Source organism: Serratia proteamaculans (genome assembly GCF_013337185.1).
In the GTDB taxonomy this organism is placed as follows: domain Bacteria; phylum Pseudomonadota; class Gammaproteobacteria; order Enterobacterales; family Enterobacteriaceae; genus Serratia; species Serratia proteamaculans_D.
Genome location: NZ_SWDE01000001.1, coordinates 1,539,740 through 1,558,319 on the forward strand (window position 1 = coordinate 1,539,740; position 18,580 = coordinate 1,558,319).

At 53.4% G+C, this 18,580-nt stretch carries 16 protein-coding genes; 6 read left to right on the forward strand and 10 right to left on the reverse strand.

Annotation, left to right across the window (positions count from 1 at the left end):
- Window positions 1-9: 9 nt before the first annotated feature.
- From FCL49_RS07170 to FCL49_RS07180, 3 genes are all read right to left on the reverse strand, one after another.
- Window positions 10-2,625 carry a fimbria/pilus outer membrane usher protein gene (locus FCL49_RS07170; RefSeq protein WP_174352974.1) on the reverse strand — a complete coding sequence of 872 codons (2,616 nt, stop codon included), beginning with the start codon at window positions 2,623-2,625 and terminating at the stop codon, window positions 10-12.
- Window positions 2,626-2,652: 27 nt separating this feature from the next.
- Complete coding sequence (locus FCL49_RS07175; RefSeq protein ID WP_174352975.1) at window positions 2,653-3,336, reverse strand: fimbrial biogenesis chaperone; 684 nt, start codon at window positions 3,334-3,336, stop codon at window positions 2,653-2,655.
- A 71-nt stretch (window positions 3,337-3,407) separates the two neighbouring features.
- Complete coding sequence (locus FCL49_RS07180; protein ID WP_174352976.1) at window positions 3,408-3,935, reverse strand: fimbrial protein; 528 nt, start codon at window positions 3,933-3,935, stop codon at window positions 3,408-3,410.
- A gap of 515 nt (window positions 3,936-4,450) precedes the next feature.
- On the opposite strand from FCL49_RS07180, the gene FCL49_RS07185 reads away from it, so the two are divergent.
- From FCL49_RS07185 to FCL49_RS07195, 3 genes are all read left to right on the forward strand, one after another.
- Window positions 4,451-5,167: an EAL domain-containing protein gene (locus tag FCL49_RS07185; RefSeq protein WP_174352977.1), complete on the forward strand. Its 717-nt coding sequence runs from the start codon at window positions 4,451-4,453 to the stop codon at window positions 5,165-5,167.
- 22 nt (window positions 5,168-5,189) lie between these two features.
- Window positions 5,190-5,780, forward strand: coding sequence for a LuxR family transcriptional regulator (locus tag FCL49_RS07190; protein ID WP_174352978.1), 591 nt, complete (start codon window positions 5,190-5,192; stop codon window positions 5,778-5,780).
- 172 nt (window positions 5,781-5,952) lie between these two features.
- Window positions 5,953-7,575, forward strand: a complete 1,623-nt coding sequence (locus FCL49_RS07195) for an FMN-binding glutamate synthase family protein (RefSeq protein ID WP_174352979.1) — start codon at window positions 5,953-5,955, stop codon at window positions 7,573-7,575.
- A 94-nt stretch (window positions 7,576-7,669) separates the two neighbouring features.
- Here FCL49_RS07195 and betA read toward each other — a convergent pair whose 3' ends face one another.
- The 3 genes from betA to betI form a co-directional block, all read right to left on the reverse strand.
- Window positions 7,670-9,337, reverse strand: coding sequence for a choline dehydrogenase (gene betA / locus FCL49_RS07200; protein ID WP_174352980.1), 1,668 nt, complete (start codon window positions 9,335-9,337; stop codon window positions 7,670-7,672).
- Window positions 9,338-9,534: 197 nt separating this feature from the next.
- A complete protein-coding gene (gene betB / locus FCL49_RS07205) occupies window positions 9,535-11,007 on the reverse strand; it encodes a betaine-aldehyde dehydrogenase (RefSeq protein ID WP_174352981.1) in 1,473 nt (490 codons plus the stop codon).
- A gap of 20 nt (window positions 11,008-11,027) precedes the next feature.
- Window positions 11,028-11,624 (reverse strand): transcriptional regulator BetI, encoded by a 597-nt coding sequence (gene betI / locus FCL49_RS07210; protein ID WP_174352982.1) that lies wholly within the window; start codon window positions 11,622-11,624, stop codon window positions 11,028-11,030.
- 414 nt (window positions 11,625-12,038) lie between these two features.
- Between betI and FCL49_RS07215 the strand changes: the two genes are divergently transcribed.
- A complete protein-coding gene (locus FCL49_RS07215) occupies window positions 12,039-14,078 on the forward strand; it encodes a choline transporter (RefSeq protein ID WP_174352983.1) in 2,040 nt (679 codons plus the stop codon).
- 76 nt (window positions 14,079-14,154) lie between these two features.
- On the opposite strand, the gene FCL49_RS07220 is transcribed toward FCL49_RS07215, so the two are convergent.
- The 4 genes from FCL49_RS07220 to FCL49_RS07235 form a co-directional block, all read right to left on the reverse strand.
- Window positions 14,155-14,403, reverse strand: coding sequence for a YdgH/BhsA/McbA-like domain containing protein (locus FCL49_RS07220; protein WP_174352984.1), 249 nt, complete (start codon window positions 14,401-14,403; stop codon window positions 14,155-14,157).
- A gap of 62 nt (window positions 14,404-14,465) precedes the next feature.
- A complete protein-coding gene (locus FCL49_RS07225; RefSeq protein ID WP_174352985.1) occupies window positions 14,466-14,771 on the reverse strand; it encodes a pentapeptide MXKDX repeat protein in 306 nt (101 codons plus the stop codon).
- Window positions 14,772-14,830: 59 nt separating this feature from the next.
- Window positions 14,831-15,619 carry a molybdopterin-dependent oxidoreductase gene (locus FCL49_RS07230; protein WP_174352986.1) on the reverse strand — a complete coding sequence of 263 codons (789 nt, stop codon included), beginning with the start codon at window positions 15,617-15,619 and terminating at the stop codon, window positions 14,831-14,833.
- A 10-nt stretch (window positions 15,620-15,629) separates the two neighbouring features.
- Window positions 15,630-16,241, reverse strand: coding sequence for a cytochrome b/b6 domain-containing protein (locus tag FCL49_RS07235; RefSeq protein WP_174352987.1), 612 nt, complete (start codon window positions 16,239-16,241; stop codon window positions 15,630-15,632).
- A 151-nt stretch (window positions 16,242-16,392) separates the two neighbouring features.
- Between FCL49_RS07235 and FCL49_RS07240 the strand changes: the two genes are divergently transcribed.
- On the forward strand, window positions 16,393-17,106 hold the full coding sequence (locus FCL49_RS07240) for a response regulator transcription factor (RefSeq protein WP_174352988.1): 714 nt from the start codon (window positions 16,393-16,395) through the stop codon (window positions 17,104-17,106).
- A 3-nt stretch (window positions 17,107-17,109) separates the two neighbouring features.
- The gene (locus FCL49_RS07245) at window positions 17,110-18,573 is read left to right on the forward strand and encodes a sensor histidine kinase (RefSeq protein ID WP_174352989.1); all 1,464 of its coding nucleotides are present in this window, start codon (window positions 17,110-17,112) and stop codon (window positions 18,571-18,573) included.
- The last annotated feature ends 7 nt before the right edge of the window (window positions 18,574-18,580 follow it).

Below are 18,580 nucleotides of genomic sequence, written 5' to 3' on the forward strand. Positions count from 1 at the left end.
TCATTCCTTTTACGGTTTTCCGCAGGTCAGCGAAAGTTCCTGATAACCCATCAACTGTTCGGTCGCTGATTTCAGTTCCGGCACTACCAGCGAACAACTTTCGCCGGCATCGCTGCCCCATTTGACCAGCAGGCGATCCCCTGCGGATGCACCGGAGATATAAATATCCCCGTTGGTACCCACGGTACCGTTGTTCTTGCCATCAGCGCTGAATACGTTAGCGCCGATCGGTGGCACACCGCCGTCCAACATTTTGCTGTGTACCAACAGACTTTGACCGGTGTGTGTTTCAAATTTCACGCGGGTGATGGCACCGTAAGTTGGTACCACATCACGGGCTGCCATTGGGATATCCAGGCCATTACCGATATCTTCAGTGCGTAACGCCACGCGGTTGTGACGGTATGGCGATGCGGAAGTCATCACGGCGTAACCAAAGCGGTCGATAGCCACACCCGGCTGGTTTTCCAGGCGGACACCCTTGGCATCTTTGGCCTCGACCAGCACAAAGGTATTTTGCAGCGGTTGCGTCAGAGTCACACCACCGGAATGCGCCACGATACCGCCTGATACACCCAATGAAGACTGTTGGTAATCATTGCTGTAGCTGTAACCGGCATTGACCGTCCCCATACTGCCCTGATAACCCACGTTAGCCGAGCTGGTTTGACCGGAGTAACGATCGTGCCCACTTTGCACCGCGTAATTGAGGCGGTTATCATCCAGTGCCGTGCCGCTCAGACCAGCGCTGTAAGTGTTGCCGCTCTGCTTGCTATGGCCGGCATTGAAGCTGGCCGTCATATCAGACGAATCCCGGCTGAAGAAGCTGAACGGAATCGACACGCTCAAGTTAACGCTGCGATCCTTGTAACCGTAGTTACTGCGGCTGTCCTGATAGAACACGCCGTAGCTGATATTCTTGTAACTGCTGTTGAAACCGCTCTGTACGGTACGATCCTGACCGGATCCGCCCCAATACGACTGGTTGCTGATATTGGTGTACAGCGTTGAGTTACCGGCGATACGTTGGTTGATCGACAGCTCTACGCGTTGGCGTTTATTGTTGAACTTGCTGGTGTAATAAGTCCGACGACGCGATTCCGCCCAATCGGGAACACCGAGGTTACGATCGTTTTCATCGTAGTAATCGTTGCGGTAGTAACCGTCTTCATAGCGATCGCGTTCCGCAACCGCATCCGAGAAATCGTAATAGCCAGAGGTTGAATAACGGTAACCGGCGATCTGGAATTCGGTGCCCCAGTCGCTGAGCGACTTGGAGTACAGGAAGCGGAAGCTCTCACCCTGCTTGTCATCACCGTTGACCAGGTTGGTATCGGAATAGGACATATCAAAAGAAACCGCGCCCCAGGAACCCAGGTTTTTCCCCAATCCCAACACCGCCGAGCGGTAGTTCTCTGCAACCAGCAAACCGCCGTATGGCGTAATGTCATACGCCATCCCGTGGGACAAAGTACCTTGCATGAATTTCGGCTGATAACGGGTGGTACCGTCGTGATATTTACCGGCGGTCATCTGGTAGTCCCAGATCCCTTCACGCAGCATATTTGGCACTGAGGAGAACGGCACCACGAAAGTGGTTCTCGAACCGTTGGCCTCGATCACCGAGACGTTCAGGTTACCACTCAAGGTACTCGGGAAAATATCCGTCAGCGCAAACGGACCCGGTGGCACGTTGGTGCTATAAATGGTGTAACCGTTCTGGCGGATCTCTACGCGAGCATTGGTCGAAGCTACGCCGCGTACCACAGGAGCATAGCCGCGCTGGCTTTCCGGCAACATATCGTTGGCACTGGAAATCTGCACGCCGCGGAACTGGATGCTGTCGAACACATTGTTATTGGTATTGGTCTGGCCAATCACCATACGGCTGCGCAGGGAAACAATATCGGTTTCCGCCCAGCTGGAGATCGCATTCCAGTGAGTGCCCGCTCCTGACTGCTGGTTAAGCGTCGAGTTATTACGCAAACGCCAGTTACCGACGTTGATACCGTTATTCAGACTCAGGAAGTAATAGTCTGAGGTTTTATCGTTGGCGTTGTTGCTGTAGTTATTATGATTGCCGCTGAAGTTATAGTTGACGAAGCCGGCGTTAATACCGCGATCGTAAACCTTAGGCGAGATGGAGCCCTGTGGGCGCGGCACCAGGAAAACCTGCGGTACTTCCAGGTCCATGCGCTGGATAGCCGCGTCATAGCTCAGTTTTGCACCGGAGATCTGCTGTGACAGTGCATAACACTGCGCAGCACCTTCTGTTTTCATATCACCCGGCAGTTTAACGCCGTAGTCCTGGTAATCTTGTGCGCTCAGGCACGGCGATACCGGTGCATCTTTGCTGTCTTTTTTAAATTCGATATCGCGGTGATCGACACGTTGACCGTTGAGGTAAATATCAAACGGATATTTACCTGGCAAAATATCGTCACCACTGGATAACGCAGCCACCTGGGCAATGTTGTCATCGCCATGAATGAAAGAGGTGTTGAACTGCTCCTCCGCCATGGCCATGTGAGAGAATGAAAATGGCACCGCAGAAAAATAAATTACACCATTAATCAGCCTGACCAAACGTTTTGGCGTGGGGGTTGTTATTCTTGTATGTGCCATTTTTGTTCATTCCTTGAAGGGCTTAAATCAATTTAATGCAACGTTCTTAATCTCGGTGTGGCCGCCGTAATCGTTGATATAAGTGAACGACATATTGTTAGCCGACTGCGCGCCCTGTGGCAGAGCAATCTTCAGGCTATCTTGCGGTTTCACCATGTCGGCATTCACTTTCCAGCTCTTGCCACCGCTTTTCAGCGTCAGTATGCCCAACGTCACATGCAGTGGGCCGTTGTTGCTGACCACCAGATTGCTCCCCTGACGCTGCCATTTAAGAGCCTCAGCTTGCTGCTGCAAATTGGTCTTCAGAGCTTCAGGACGGTAAAACAGTTTGATGCGGGTACGGATCGCCACCTGCAGCACGTTGTCCTGCTTAGGTGTTGGCGGAATTTCCTGTACGTTAACCCAGAGCAGACTTTCTCTGTCCTGCGGTAAACCGCTGCCGGAATAGATAAAACGCAAAATCGCGTCTTTTTTGGCAGCCAATTTTAAAATAGGTGGTGTGACCACGATCGGTAAATTCTTTGGCATCTGGCTTGCGTCACCAGTATCCAGCCAGGTTTGCACCATATAGGTGTCATCGCTGTCATTGCTGATTGAGAGCGATGCGGATTTACTTCCGCTATTATAAATTACGCGCGTTGAATCAACTTGAATGCCGGCAAAAGCATTAACAGAGAATGCGAATAAAATACAAGAAAGCACTTTTTTCATCGGAATATCTCAACTCTCAAAATTTAGCCGTCCGTGGCCAATAGCTCTATCTATCCTGCCAGCGAATTAAATTATTTGTATTCGATGGTAAAGGTAGCGTTAGAGTTTGCCTGACCCGCAGTTACTGCATTCTGGTAAGATTTATAACGTGCACGCAGGTTGAAAGTTGCAGAACCTGGGTTATCGCCATCAGAAGCTACAGCAACGGTAGCTGGAGTAGCAACTTCCTGAGAGATTGGCAGAGTTGAACCGTTGTTATCCAGAATTTCAACGCCAACGCCATTAGCGCCGCCAGTTACAGCCAACAGCTCTGGGTGACCGGCAGGGGTGTTGCCGTCAAAGCGCAGGGTGTAATTACCTGGTTCACATTTCTCCAGGCTAATATCGAAAGCTTTAGCACCGCTGGTAGAACCAGAAGTTGGGAATGCGCTGGTAGGATATTTACCCAGGTAAACTTCTTTATTCTGGTCTTTATCAACTACTTGACAAGTAGACTGTACGATTTCACCGGTAAATTTCACGTTACCGCTTGCAGCAGTAGCGTTATAAGCAGTAGCAGACAATACCAGCGCGGCCAAAGGCAATAATACTTTTTTCATTTCCAGCTCCATAGAAAAACAATAAAATAATCGATTCAGTGACAGATGAATATATACCGACCCGGCACTGAGCATACACTCAGCGATAGCACTCCTTGCTTAAAAGGAATGTTGCCTCGATGAACCCATTGCCGGACGAAATATAGACTAAGCGTATTCTTATTGTTAAATCGTTTAAAACATTCATAAGCCCCCTCTTGATAGGAATAAACTATCAACAAATACCTATCGATCGATGTTGACGATTCAATCGAATAGGAATAATCTGTGTTTGGGAAAGTCATGCAGTTGGACATTTTGCCTTAAGGCCTGATTAACAGCACATTATTCCGTATATTTACATTTTGTTACCTTTTGAGCGATTTGGAATTCGAGACAAATTGCACGTTTAACGGTCTGTAAGCGGCATCACTCATCCTGACGGTATCAAATAAGATTATTACCCATAAATATACACATTTTATTTTATTATCGTTATAAAACAGATAGTTATATATCAATCAAGGGATTGAGGAATGCACAGTTCTTTTAGAGAGCAAAATAACGGAATTAATTATGTTTTCCAGCCAATGTTCGCAAAATCCGGACAATTGCTGGCCGTTGAGTGCCTGTCGCGATTCACTTTTAATAGTGGATATGCACATTTCTCTCCTGAGCAGTTCTTTCGTTCCGCCGATAGCGCCACCCGGATTGCGATTCTGTTAGAGCAGGTCAGTCTGATAGAAAAATATAACCACTGGTTTCGTGATAATCAGGTTATAGCCACATTAAATGTGGACGACCATTCTCTGAGGTCCCTGGCTAATAGTCATTTTGCAGAAAGAATTAGTGCCACTCGCTGTATTCATTTTGAAATCAGCGAGAACTCAACCCGATTGGTAAAGGATCGCGTCCACGGCGATCCCTCTCTAAAGAGTTATTCATTTTGGCTCGATGATTTTGGTTCTGGCTATGCGGGTTTTTCCGCGTTGTATAACAGCCAATTTCGCTTCGTTAAATTGGACCGTTTTTTACTATGGGACTTTATGAAAAAGTCCGGCGGTGAAGGTTTAATGCGCGCTTTATTGCGCTTTTTTCACCTTAATCATTACAAGGTGATTATCGAAGGAGTAGAAACTCCCGAACATAAAAAATGGCTGGACGAAATGCCATATTACGCACTGCAGGGAAAGCTGTGGAAGGAATCCGACATCAAGGATTTGAATTCGCTTCTTACAGCTGAATACTTTTAACTCATTATGGGTGTTTGCCATTATGTCTAAAAACAATGTCCTTGTTATTAGTGAGTGTAAGTACAGCTATGTCGGCCTTTCGGTATTACTGAAAAAACATTACGGCAAGTACGATATCAGACTGTTTTCGGACTTTATGCACGGTGGCGCCAAGGCGGAGAAAATAATCAAGCACGATATCGCGCTGATTTTCACCTCCCAGAATCTGGAACAAAGCGTCAATGTCATTGAAAGCCTGGTGTCTTCGCATCAGCAATACAACTCAAAAACACGCCTGCTGGTGTTTTATGACGATGAGCGCGTAGTGAAACTGTTGTCGATTCTGGGCATTTCCGTTGAGCTGGTCTCTACCCGTATCCCACTTTATTCACTGCAGGAAAAAATACAAACCCTGTTGGAAAGCAAAGAACCCGGCGGGATAAAAATGCAGAAAACCCGGGAGCTCAGCCCAGCGGAAAGTGACGTTATTTTCAACCTGCTGCGTGGAGACAGCCTGCTGCACATTGCCCAAAAGCGCGGCACTCATCCCAAAACCATTTTCTCGCAAAAATACAGTGCGATGAAAAAACTGCGTTTGCGCAGCATGAGTACCATCTTCGTCGCCAGTAAGTGATCCTTCAGGCCGCCCTGGCGGCCTGACGCCACGTAGCCACGTTAAATTAATGTAACAAGGAACGATAAAGCAGTAACAGTCACATAACACTCCTGCCCATTGGTTAAGATCCCGCCACGGAGTTTTTCCGTGAGTCATGTCGTCTGGATTAAAAAAAACATCAGGAGATGTTATGAAGTCATCCTTATTCAGCCGTTATACCTGTCTTGTGTTGAGTCTCTTGCTGACGCTGGTGTCATTAGCGCTATTGGCGCATCGGCCATGGTTTTGGCTGCCAACGGTCATCTTTGGTAGTCTGAGCGCATTGGGTATTTACGATCTGACCCAACAGCGCCACGCCATCTGCCGCAACTACCCGATCATTGGCCGCCTGCGCTTCTTCTTCGAATTTATCCGCCCGGAAATCCGCCAGTATTTATTGGAAGAAGATAACGCGCAGATCCCATTCTCCCGTACCCAACGCACGCTGGTCTATCGGCGCGCTAAAAACGAGATGGGTGACAAACCCTTCGGCACCCAATTGGACGTGTATCAAACCGGCTATGAATGCATCGGCCATTCCATGTGCCCGGTAGCGGTATCCGATCCGACCAGCTTCCGCGTGGCGATCGGCGGCCCCGGCTGCAGCCAGCCCTACTCCGCTTCTATCTTCAATATCTCCGCCATGAGTTTCGGTGCGCTGTCGGCCAATGCCATTCGTGCCCTCAATCTGGGCGCGGCCAAGGGGAATTTCTATCATGACACCGGTGAAGGCAGTATCAGTCGCTATCACCGTGAGAACGGCGGCGATCTGGTGTGGGAACTGGGCAGCGGCTACTTTGGTTGCCGCACGGACGATGGCCATTTTGATCCGCAGCGCTTTGCCGAGCAGGCTAAAAACCCGCAGGTCAAAATGATTGAAATCAAACTCAGTCAGGGCGCCAAGCCGGGCCATGGCGGCATTCTGCCGGCGAAAAAAGTGGATGCGGAAATTGCCGCGACGCGCGGTGTACCAGAAGGCGTCGACTGTATTTCACCGGCCTCACACAGTGCCTTTAGCACCCCGGTGGAAATGATGCACTTCATCCAGCAGTTGCGCGAGCTGTCTGGCGGCAAACCCGTAGGCTTCAAGCTGTGTATCGGTCATCCCTGGGAGTTTGTCGCCATCGCCAAAGCTATGTTGCAAACTCAAATATTGCCGGACTTTATCGTGGTGGACGGTAAAGAAGGCGGCACCGGGGCGGCTCCGCTTGAGTTGTCCAACTATATGGGCATGCCACTGCGCGAAGGGCTGCTGTTCGTGCATAACACGCTGGTTGGCTGTGGATTGCGTGACCAAATCAAAATCGGTGCCAGCGGCAAGATTATCAGCGCCTTCGACATCGCCAGCGTATTGGTACTGGGAGCCGATTGGGTGAATTCAGCGCGCGGCTTTATGTTCGCCGTAGGCTGCATTCAATCGCAAAGTTGCCACACCAACCACTGCCCGACCGGCGTCGCCACCCAGGATCCGCTACGGCAGAAAGCGCTGGTGGTACCCAACAAGGCGGAGCGCGTTTACCATTTTCACCAGAACACGGTAAAAGCGCTGGCGGAAATGTTGGCGGCAGCCGGGGTCAGCCGTCCGGAGCAACTGACTTCACACCATATGCTGCGCCGCATTACCTCGACGGAAATCAAGGTCTATGCCGACATCTATTACTACCTGAAACCTGGTGCATTGTTGCAAAAAGAGATTGAGAGCGATTTCTATGCGCGCATGTGGCGCATGGCGACACCAAACAGTTTCGATCAGGCGATCGCCCTGCCGGTTTAAGCGGTGGATTGTCCCCTCGCCTCAGGGAAGGACTTTGGAGAGGGGGTTGCTTGCTACAGCAGCCCTCCCCCTTAACGGCGAGAGAACATGTGGGTTACTGCTTACGCGCCGGGGCGTCACCGGCCACGTAATATTCGGCGGTGCTGCGCGGCAGCGGCGTGCGCTGGCGGATCCGGTCGGCGATTTTCTCGGCGATCATGATGGTGGTGGCATTCAGATTACCGGTAATGATCAACGGCATAATTGACGCATCCACCACCCGCAACCCTTCTATGCCGTGCACCCGGCCCTGCCCATCCACCACCGCCATTTCGTCTTCGCCCATTTTGCATGAGCAGGAAGGATGGAAGGCGGTTTCGGCATGTTCACGCACAAAAGCGTCCAACTGTTCGTCGGTCTGCACTTCCGGCCCCGGACTGATTTCGCGACCGCGGTACTCATCGAGCGCCGGCTGCGCCATGATTTCACGCGTGATACGGATAGCATCGCGGAACTCCTGCCAGTCCTGCTCGGTCGCCATATAGTTGAACAAGATACTCGGGTGCTGACGCGGATCTTTGGATTTGACCTGCACCCGGCCGCGGCTCGGGGAGCGCATCGAACCGACATGCGCCTGGAAACCGTGCTCTTTCACCGCATTACTGCCGTTGTAGTTAATCGCTACCGGCAGGAAATGATACTGAATGTTCGGCCAGGCGAACTCTTCACGGCTGCGGATAAAACCACCGGCTTCAAACTGATTGCTGGCACCAATACCGCTGCCGTTAAACAGCCACTCCGCACCGATTTTCGGTTGGTTAAACCATTGCAACGCCGGGTACAACGACACCGGTTTTTTACAGGCGTACTGCAGGTACATTTCCAGATGGTCTTGCAGGTTCTCACCCACCCCCGGCAGTTCGTGCACCAAATCAATATCCAGACGGTTCAGCAAGGCCGCCGGCCCCACGCCGGAGCGCTGCAGGATCTGTGGCGAGGCGATCGCCCCGGCGCACAGCAGCACTTCCCGACGCGCACGAGCACTGGTGATTTCCTTTGCCTCCCCCTGCAAGTAGTCAACGCCCACGGCACGTTTGCCCTCGAAACGGATGCGGTCGGTCAGCGCGTGGGTCACAATCTTCAAATTAGGGCGAGATCGTGCCTGATCCAGATAACCGCGAGCGGTGCTGGCACGGCGGCCTTTCGGCGTTACGGTGCGATCCATCGGGCCGAAGCCTTCCTGCTGGTAGCCGTTCAGATCTTCGGTACGTGGGTAGCCCGCCTGAACGCCAGCCTCCACCATCGCGTGGAATAATTCGTTGTTACCGGCTTTCGGCGTGGTAACGCTGACCGGGCCATCGCCGCCGTGAAAATCGTTCGGCCCGATATCGCGAGTTTCCGCCTTGCGGAAATACGGCAGACAATCCAGGTAACTCCAGTCTTCCAGACCCGGTGCCTTTGCCCAATTATCGAAATCCATCGCGTTGCCGCGGATGTAGCACATGCCGTTTATCAGCGACGAACCACCCAGGCCCTTACCACGGCCACATTCCATGCGGCGATTATTCATGTGCGGCTCAGGGTCGGTTTCATAGGCCCAGTTGTAACGGCGGCCCTGCAGCGGGAAGGCCAACGCCGCCGGCATCTGAGTGCGAAAATCCATCCGATAGTCCGGGCCGCCGGCTTCCAGCAGCAGCACGCTGACGTCAGCGTCTTCGGTTAAGCGGGTGGCTAATACGTTACCGGCCGAGCCGGCCCCGATGATAATGTAATCGTATTCCATCGATATCTCCTTATCCCCTTCGTCTTTCAAGCCACAGCGTTGTTGGCTGCATGCGCTCACCCCAGTCACTTACTTAAGTAAGCTCCTGGGGACTCCCGCACTTGCCGCCTAGCTGTGACTTGAAATCCATTGGGTATATATTTTTATGATTAATAGATTAGGATGCCCGGACAAGCATTTAATCGATAATGGGGTGTTTAAAAGATGGAAATATATTCGCCCAGCTCGACCTGAATCGACTTAATTTGGGTGTAGTGTTCCAGCGTACCGAGGCCATTCTCGCGGCCAACGCCGGACTGCTTGTAACCGCCGACCGGCATTTCTGCCGCCGATTCACCCCAGGTATTAATCCAGCAAATGCCGGCTTCCAGTTGATGGATAACCCGGTGGGCACGCGTCAGATCATTAGTGACCACTCCGGCGGCCAGACCAAAGGTGGTATCGTTGGCACGGCGCACCACTTCTTCTTCACTTTGATAGCTGAGGATGCTCATCACCGGCCCGAAGATCTCTTCACGCACAATTTCCATCTCGTCACGGCAATCGGTAAACACCGTCGGGGCCACATAAGCGCCCTTGGCAAATTCACCCTCAGTGACACGCTCACCACCGCACAGCAGACGCGCGCCGCTGTTCTTGCCGCTTTCGATAAAGCGCAGCACCGACTCCATATGCGCAAAACTGACCAACGGGCCAAAGTTGGTTTGCGGATCGGTAGGGTCTCCCAGACGGATGCGTTTAACACGTTCAAGGATTTTCGCCTCAAATTGCGCCTGCAACGCTGCGGGAACAAATACGCGGGTGCCGTTGGTACACACCTGGCCGGAGCTGTAGAAGTTGGCCATCATGGCGATATCAGCGGCGCGATCCAAATCAGCGTCGTCAAAGATAATCAGCGGCGATTTCCCACCCAGTTCCATAGTGACTTCTTTCAGCGTCGAGCCGGAGGCGTTAGCCATCACTTTCTTGCCGGTTTTCACCCCGCCGGTGAACGATACCTTGGCGATGCCAGGGTGATCGGTCAGGTACTGGCCCACTTCTGCGCCGCTGCCGGTGACCACGTTGAATACGCCGTCCGGCAGGCCGGCTTCGGTGTAGATCTCCGCCAGCTTCAGCGCCGTCAAAGAAGTTACTTCACTGGGTTTGAAGATCATGGCGTTACCTGCCGCCAGTGCAGGAGCCGACTTCCATAAGGCGATTTGAATCGGGTAGTTCCAAGCGCCGATACCGGCCACCACACCCAGGGGTTCGCGGCGGGTATAAACAAAGGAGCTATCGCGCAGCGGGATCTGCTGCCCCTCGATGGATGGGATCAGGCCGGCGTAATACTCCAGCACGTCAGCACCGGTGACAATATCTACCGCCGTGGTTTCCGACATCGCCTTGCCGGTATCCAGCGTTTCCAGCACGGCCAGTTCGTCGTTACGTTCGCGCAGGATATCCACTGCACGACGTAAAATGCGAGAACGCGCCATTGCCGTCATCGCCGCCCACACCTTTTGTCCGCTGGCTGCGCTGGCCACCGCACGGTTGACGTCTTCAGCGCTGGCGGACTGGATTTCGGCAAGCACTTCGCCGTTTGCCGGGTTCACTGCGTTGAAGGTTTTTCCATCGGTACTGTCTACATAGGCGCCATTAATATAGAGCTTCTGTAAGCCAAAACGGGACATAGGTTCTCCTTGGGTTGTCCTCAGGGTGGCGTGTGCCCCCGGAGTTGAAACGTAATGTAATCGGTAGTGAGCGCTATCGCCTGCGCCTGGTTAAATGCCGCACCGCGCAACGCGCTGCGCAACCACAGACCGTCGATCAACGCCGCCAGCCCTTTGGCCGCCAGCCTCGCCTGCGTCTGCGGCAGTACCCGGCTAAATTCGGCGCACAGGTTGGAATACAGACGACGACCATTCACCTGCTGCAGCCGGTTCAACTGCGGTTGATGCAGACTGCTGGCCCAAAAGGCCAGCCAGGTTTTCATCGCCGCACTGTTGATCTGGCTGTCGTCAAAGTTGCCGGCGACGATCGCCTGCAGCCGTGATGCCGGGCTATGGTCGCTCAGCGCCTGTAACCTTAGCTTCACCGCCTCGCCCAGATGGCTAATCAAATAGCGCATCGTGGCTTCCAGCAGGCCATTCTTATCCTTGAAATAGTGGCTGATGATGCCGTTGGAAACCCCCGCCCGACGCGCTATCTGCGCAATGGTGGCATCGTGCATTCCAACTTCATTGACCGCGGCCAGCGTGGCATCTATCAACTGCTGCCTTCTGATCGGCTGCATTCCTACCTTTGGCATAATTCGACTCTCACAAAACCGATTTCGGCCTCATCTCAGCGGCGGGATTTCACCGTCTTTCCACCTGCTGAACTTGGTCTTCATGGCCACTATTAAACTTTTTTTTGATTGAACGTTCAATAAAAATTGCATATATTTTATTGCCGATTGGTTACAAATATGTATTTTTCGGTTGTGGAACTGGCTGATTTTTGTGAGGTATTTAACGAATCTGACCAAAATCAGTGTCTGTAAGCGGTTCCCACCACGAGGCGATTTTCCGCTTCGTTAACAAGCAAAGCGGCAATCTTTGGCAAGCAGAATAGCGATTGCCGCGGCGTTTTTATCCGCACTGTTTCCGGACAACACCTGTGTGTCGTTCAGGCTGGTGTGTGGGCACGATTTTACTCAGTTGTTAAAAAACAGAGGAAGACGATGACAACACGCGAAACCTCCTCAAAACCGCAAAAGGATGGCCTTAATCCTGTGGTTTTCTTTACCTCGGCAGGGCTGATTTTGGCCTTCTCGCTGATGACCATCTTTTTTACCGATTTCTCCGGGCGATGGATCACCCGCACCCTGAATTGGGTTTCAACCACCTTTGGCTGGTACTACCTGCTGGCCGCCACCCTGTACATTGTATTTGTGGTGTTTATCGCCGCTTCGCGCTTTGGTTCGATCAAGCTCGGGCCTGAGCAATCAAAACCCGAATTCAGCCTGATGAGCTGGGCGGCGATGCTGTTTGCCGCCGGTATCGGCATCGATCTGATGTTCTTCTCGGTCGCCGAACCGGTGACACAATATATGATGCCGCCGGAAGGCCAGGGTCAGACGCTGGAAGCCGCACGCCAGGCCATGGTTTGGACGCTGTTCCACTACGGCCTGACCGGCTGGTCGATGTACGCATTGATGGGCATCGCCCTGGGCTACTTCAGCTACCGCTATAATCTGCCGCTGACCATCCGTTCAGCGCTGTACCCGATTTTCGGTAAACGCATCAATGGCCCGATTGGCCACAGCGTAGATATCGCCGCGGTGCTGGGTACCATCTTCGGCATCGCTACCACGCTCGGTATTGGCGTGGTGCAGTTGAACTACGGGCTGAAAGTGCTGTTCCACATACCGGAAAACCTGACGGTTCAGGCCGCGCTGATCCTGCTTTCGGTGATCATGGCCACCATTTCGGTGACTTCCGGCGTCAATAAGGGCATCCGTATTCTTTCCGAGCTCAACGTGCTGTTGGCGCTGGGGCTGATTTTATTCGTGCTGTTCTTCGGTGATACCGAGTTCCTGCTCAATGCGCTGGTGCTTAACGTCGGCGATTACATCAACCGCTTTATGGGCATGACGCTCAACAGCTTCGCCTTCGATCGCCCGGTGGAGTGGATGAACAACTGGACCCTGTTCTTCTGGGCCTGGTGGGTCGCCTGGGCGCCGTTTGTCGGCCTGTTCCTGGCGCGAATTTCACGCGGTCGCACCATCCGCCAGTTCGTGGTCGGCACGCTGATTATTCCGTTCGTGTTTACCCTGCTGTGGCTGTCAATCTTCGGGAACAGCGCGCTGTACCAGATTATTCACGGCAACGCCGCCTTTGCGCAGGAAGTGATGCAGTACCCGGAACGAGGGTTCTACAGCCTGCTGGCGCAGTATCCGGGCTTTACCTTCAGCGCTTCGGTGGCCACTATCACCGGGCTGCTGTTCTACGTCACCTCGGCGGATTCCGGCTCGCTGGTGCTGGGTAACTTCACCTCGCGCCTGAGTGATATCAATAATGACGCCCCCAACTGGCTGCGTATTTTCTGGTCGGTGGCGATTGGCCTGCTGACCATAGGTATGTTGATGACCGACGGCGTGCCCGCGCTGCAGAAAACCACGGTGATCATGGGCCTGCCGTTCAGCTTTGTGATCTTCTTCGTGATGGCCGGGCTGTATAAATCGCTACGGGTGGAGGATTACCGTAAGGCCAGCGCCCTGAACACCACCGCGCCAATGCCGGTGTCCAGCAATGACGTATTGAACTGGAAACAGCGCCTGTCACGGGTGATGAATTATCCAGGCACCCAGTACACACAGAAAATGATGGATACCCGTTGCCGACCGGCGATGCAGGAAGTGGCACGTGAGCTGGAATTGCGCGGGGCCAAAGTGGAATTCAGTGAGGTGCCGCCGACCGAAGATGAGCGTTTAAACCATCTGGAACTGCTGGTGCATTTAGGCGAGGAGCAAAACTTTATCTATCAGATCTGGCCGCAGCGTTACTCGGTACCGGGCTTTACCTATCGCGCCCGCTCCGGCAAGTCGCACTACTACCGGCTGGAAACCTTCCTGATGGAAGGCACCCAGGGCAATGACCTGATGGACTACAGCAAAGAACAGGTGATCGGCGATATCCTCGATCAGTACGAGAAACACCTGAACTTTGTGCATATCCACCGTGAGGCACCGGGCAATACCCTGACCTTCCCGGATATGTAATTCGATAAAAAAAGGGGCTCAGCCTGGCTGTGCCCCTTCTCATCTTTTGTATTTTCTGCAGCGCATCTATCTTCCTTTATTTATACAAGTCCGCCGTACCGTAGACATGATTGTTGACGGTGACAGAAGTGATGCGATAGCCACTCGCCCCTTGTTGCCTTGCATCGGCAGCAATTGACTGCTCAAAGTCATTTAACGTTGACGCCTGGCTGGAAACCACGCCAATTTTTTGCAGTTGCTGAGCGTTTTCCGCAGTTACCGGCGCGGCAGCCAATACTGCCCCGCTGATGCAGGCCAATACCACGGCCAGGATAAGGTTTTTCATGATAAACACCTCACTATTGTTGAAAAGACCGGCGACCCAAGCCGCCGGAGTTGGCACGGGGTTTATTTCCCCATCGCATCTTTTTTCATTTCATCTTTCTTCATGCCGTCTTTGGCCATGCTGTCTTTTTTCATAGCGTCATGTTTCATCGCATCCTTACTCATGCTGTCTTTCTTCATGCAATCCTTGCTCATGCAGTCTTTCTTCATGGCGTCTTTTTTCATGCCATCTTTAGCCATGCCGTCATGAGACATCTGGCCCATGTTGTCCTTTTTCATCGAGTCCTTACTCATGCTGTCTGCAGCATTGGCACCGATAGAACCCAACATCAACGCACTGCACATCATCACTGCGAATAACTTTTTCATGGTATTTCCTTCTCTCATTTAAAAAGCACCTGTGTGCCGGGGGATAGTTGTGGCCGCCGTTAACTGCCACCAAACCAGTTGTAACCTTGGTCTTCCCAGTAACCGCCGGGAAAACGATTGGTGACTTCAATCACCTGAATATGTTTCGGATTCTTGTAGCCGAGCTTGGTCGGCATGCGCAGCTTCATCGGATAGCCGTATTTTCGCGGCAGGATTTGGCCGTCGTAGGTCAGCGCCATAATGGTTTGCGGATGCAGCGCCGTGGCCATATCAATGCTGGTGTAGTAATCGTCGGCGCATTTAAAGCTGACATATTTGGCGCTCAGGTCTGCGCCGACCGCCTGGAGAAACTCCGCGAACGGCACTCCGCCCCATTTGCCAATAGCGCTCCAACCCTCTACGCAAATATGGCGAGTCACCTGGCTGATTTGCGACATCTTGTGCAATTGCGGCAGCGTCCAGGGCTGCTTATTCAGCACCAGTCCGTTGACCTCCAGCCGGTAGTCGTTACCATTGATCTCCGGTGCCTGCTCCTCGGCATAAAACGCGTTGAACGGAAACGGACGGGTGATCATCGACTCGGCATACACCGGTGCCAGATGGTCGGCATTGAACAGCCAGCCCTGTACCCGGTCGTTAAACCGCGATATGCGGTTCAGCGCCTGTTCGACATTGGCGTTGTCGCTGATGTCACACCCGGTGAGCATCGCAATACCGCCCAATGTCAGTCCGTTGCGCAGGAAGCGACGACGCGAAGAGGACTCCAGCTGGCGTGCCAGCAGCTGCTGCGCTTCCCTGACTATCTCCCGCCCTTCGCTCAGGCTTATTGGGTCTTTTTCTGTTTTCATCAGGCTCTCCTTAACGTCCACGCAGCATGGCCAACAGCGTGCGTGGCACCAGCGCCACCATCACCAGATGTACCACCACAAAACCCACCAGCCCCGACATGGCAAAAAAGTGGATGTACCGCACTGTGTCATAGCCGCCGAGCAGGTCACGCAACAGAGGGAATTGCACCGACTTCCACAACACCAGGCCGGAAAGCACCATTACCACGCTGGCAACCATCACAAACAGATAGGCCGCCCGTTGCACCATGTTGTAATGGCGCAGGTCGTTATGGCCGAGCTTGCCCCGCAGCGCCGCCAGTAAATCGCCGAGCAGGGCTTTCGGGCTGAGCGGCCAGAATTTGCGTTTCAGCCGACCACTGAACAAATTAATCAGCAGATAACACAGCCCGTTAATCCCAAACAGCCACATGCCGGCAAAGTGCCACTGCAGTGCGCCACCCAACCAACCACCCAGCGTCAGTTCATTGATAAAGCTGAAGTTAAACAGTGGCGAAGCGTTATAGATGCGCCAACCGCTGGTGACCATAATCAGCATCGCCAGCGCATTCAACCAGTGCGTCAGGCGCAGCCACAGCGGATGGATCAGCGCGGGTTTTTCCGGCGTAACAGACATATCCATGGAGTCTCTCCTGACGTTAGCGGTTTCGATGTACTGAGTATCCGTCTGATTTGTTCCCCAAGACCTCACGCAAAGTTAAATAAAATGTGATAACTCCGGCCCTGCGGGTTGTGTAGACTTCAATCAGGTCTGGCAATCAGCGGTGAGAAGAGTGGAAAAGCCAAAGAAAATTTTAATCGTCGAGGATGACGGCAACATCGCAGAGCTGCTGCAATTACATCTGCGCGATGAAGGCTATGACATCAGCCATGCCGCCGATGGCAATCTGGGCATGGCCATGCTGGAACAGGGCGGCTGGGATGCACTGATCCTCGACCTGATGCTGCCGGGCATTGACGGGCTGGAGATCTGTCGTCGGGCACGCAATATGACGCGCTATACGCCAATCATTATTACCAGCGCGCGATCCAGCGAAGTGCATCGCGTCCTGGGATTGGAACTGGGCGCTGACGACTACCTCGCCAAGCCCTTCTCGATGCTGGAATTGGTGGCCAGGGTCAAGGCGCTGTTTCGCCGCCAGGAGGCGATGAGCCGCAACCTGCGGATGGACGCCGGCACCCTGAGTTTCGACGGGTTAACCATCGATCCGATTGCCCGAGAAGTGCATTTGAACCAACAGAATGTCGATCTGACGCCGCGTGAATTTGATCTGCTGTATTTTTTTGCCAAACATCCCGGCAAGGTATTTTCCCGCCTCAGCCTGCTCAATCAGGTCTGGGGTTATCAGCACGAAGGTTACGAGCACACGGTGAACACTCACATCAACCGGCTGCGCATCAAGATCGAAACCAACCCGGCGGAACCCGAGCGCATCCTCACGGTGTGGGGCATGGGCTATAAATTCGCGGCTATGCCGCAAGAGTAAACCATGAAAAATCTTACGCTAACGCAACGTCTGACCCTGATCTTCGCCCTGTTGATGGTAGTCAGCTGTGCCATCTCCGGCTGGATGCAGGTGCGCAGCAGCACCCAGTACAGCCAGGCGGTGATCCAACGGCTGTCCGGCAATCTGGCGCAGCACATTGCCGACAGCAACCCGCTATTGGGGCAAAACGGCCTGAACCCGCAGTCGGTGCAAAGCCTGTTTGGACAACTGATGGCGGTGAATCCCAGCGTTGAGGTTTATCTGCTCGATAAGCAGGGCGAGATTATCGGCAACGCCGCACCGGCAGGTCACCTGAAGCGACAAAAAGTGAGCCTGCAGCCGCTGCAAGCACTCTTCAATGGTGCCAATATGCCGATTTACGGCGATGACCCGCGCAATCCGGAGGCCAAAAAGGTGTTCAGCGCCGCGCCACTGAAGGTCAACGGTCAGGTTGAGGGCTATCTGTACGTGGTATTGCTGGGCGAGGAGTACGATACGCTGACCAGCTCTGCCTTGCATAACTCCGCGGTCTCCATGGCACTGTGGACGTCGGGCCTGATGGTGCTGTTCAGTCTGGTGGCCGGTGGTTTTGCTTTTTATTGGGTGACACGACCTATCCGTCGTCTTACACGCCAGGTCAGTGAGCTGGACAGCGGTGGCATCGCGGCGGTGCAAGCCTATGCGGCGCTGCCGGCCGAAGGCGGTCGTGATGAAGTCAGCCGACTGCAACAAGCGTTCAGCAGCATGGCGCAACGTATAGCCGAACAGTGGCAGACGCTTTCGCAGCAGGATCAGCAACGCCGCGAGTTCATCGCCAATATCTCGCACGATCTACGCACCCCACTGACTTCGTTGCACGGCTACCTGGAAACGCTGTCGGTTAAATCGGCCAGCCTGAGCGAAAACGATCGCCAACGTTATCTGGAGATTGCGCTGGCGCAGAGCCGTAAGGTCGGCCGATTAGCGCAGGAACTGTTCGAGCTGGCGCGGCTGGAATATGGCGTAGTGAAACCGCAGAAAGAGCCGTTCTCGCTCAGTGAATTGGTGCAGGACGTGTTTCAGAAGTTTGAATTGGCGGCGGAAGCTCGCCAGCAACGGTTGCTGGCGGACATCGCCCCCGGCATTCCGTTGGTGTTTGCCGATGTCAGTATGATTGAACGGGTGCTGACCAACCTGCTGGATAACGCCATCCGCCACACGCCTCAGGGCGGTGAGATCGAGGTCCGCCTGTGGCAACAGGCGGGCAAGGTGCTGGTACAGGTTAATGACAGTGGCCCGGGTATCCCACAAGAACTACGCGCCGATCTGTTTGTGCGCCCTTCTATTCTCAGCAGCGCCCGCCGCCATGCCAGCGGGCTGGGGTTGATGATCGTGCGGCGTATCTTGCTGCTGCACGACAGCGATATCCAATTGGTCGAGCGGCCACAAACCGGTGCCTGTTTCCGCTTTTCGATCCCGTTACGCTAGTCGTACA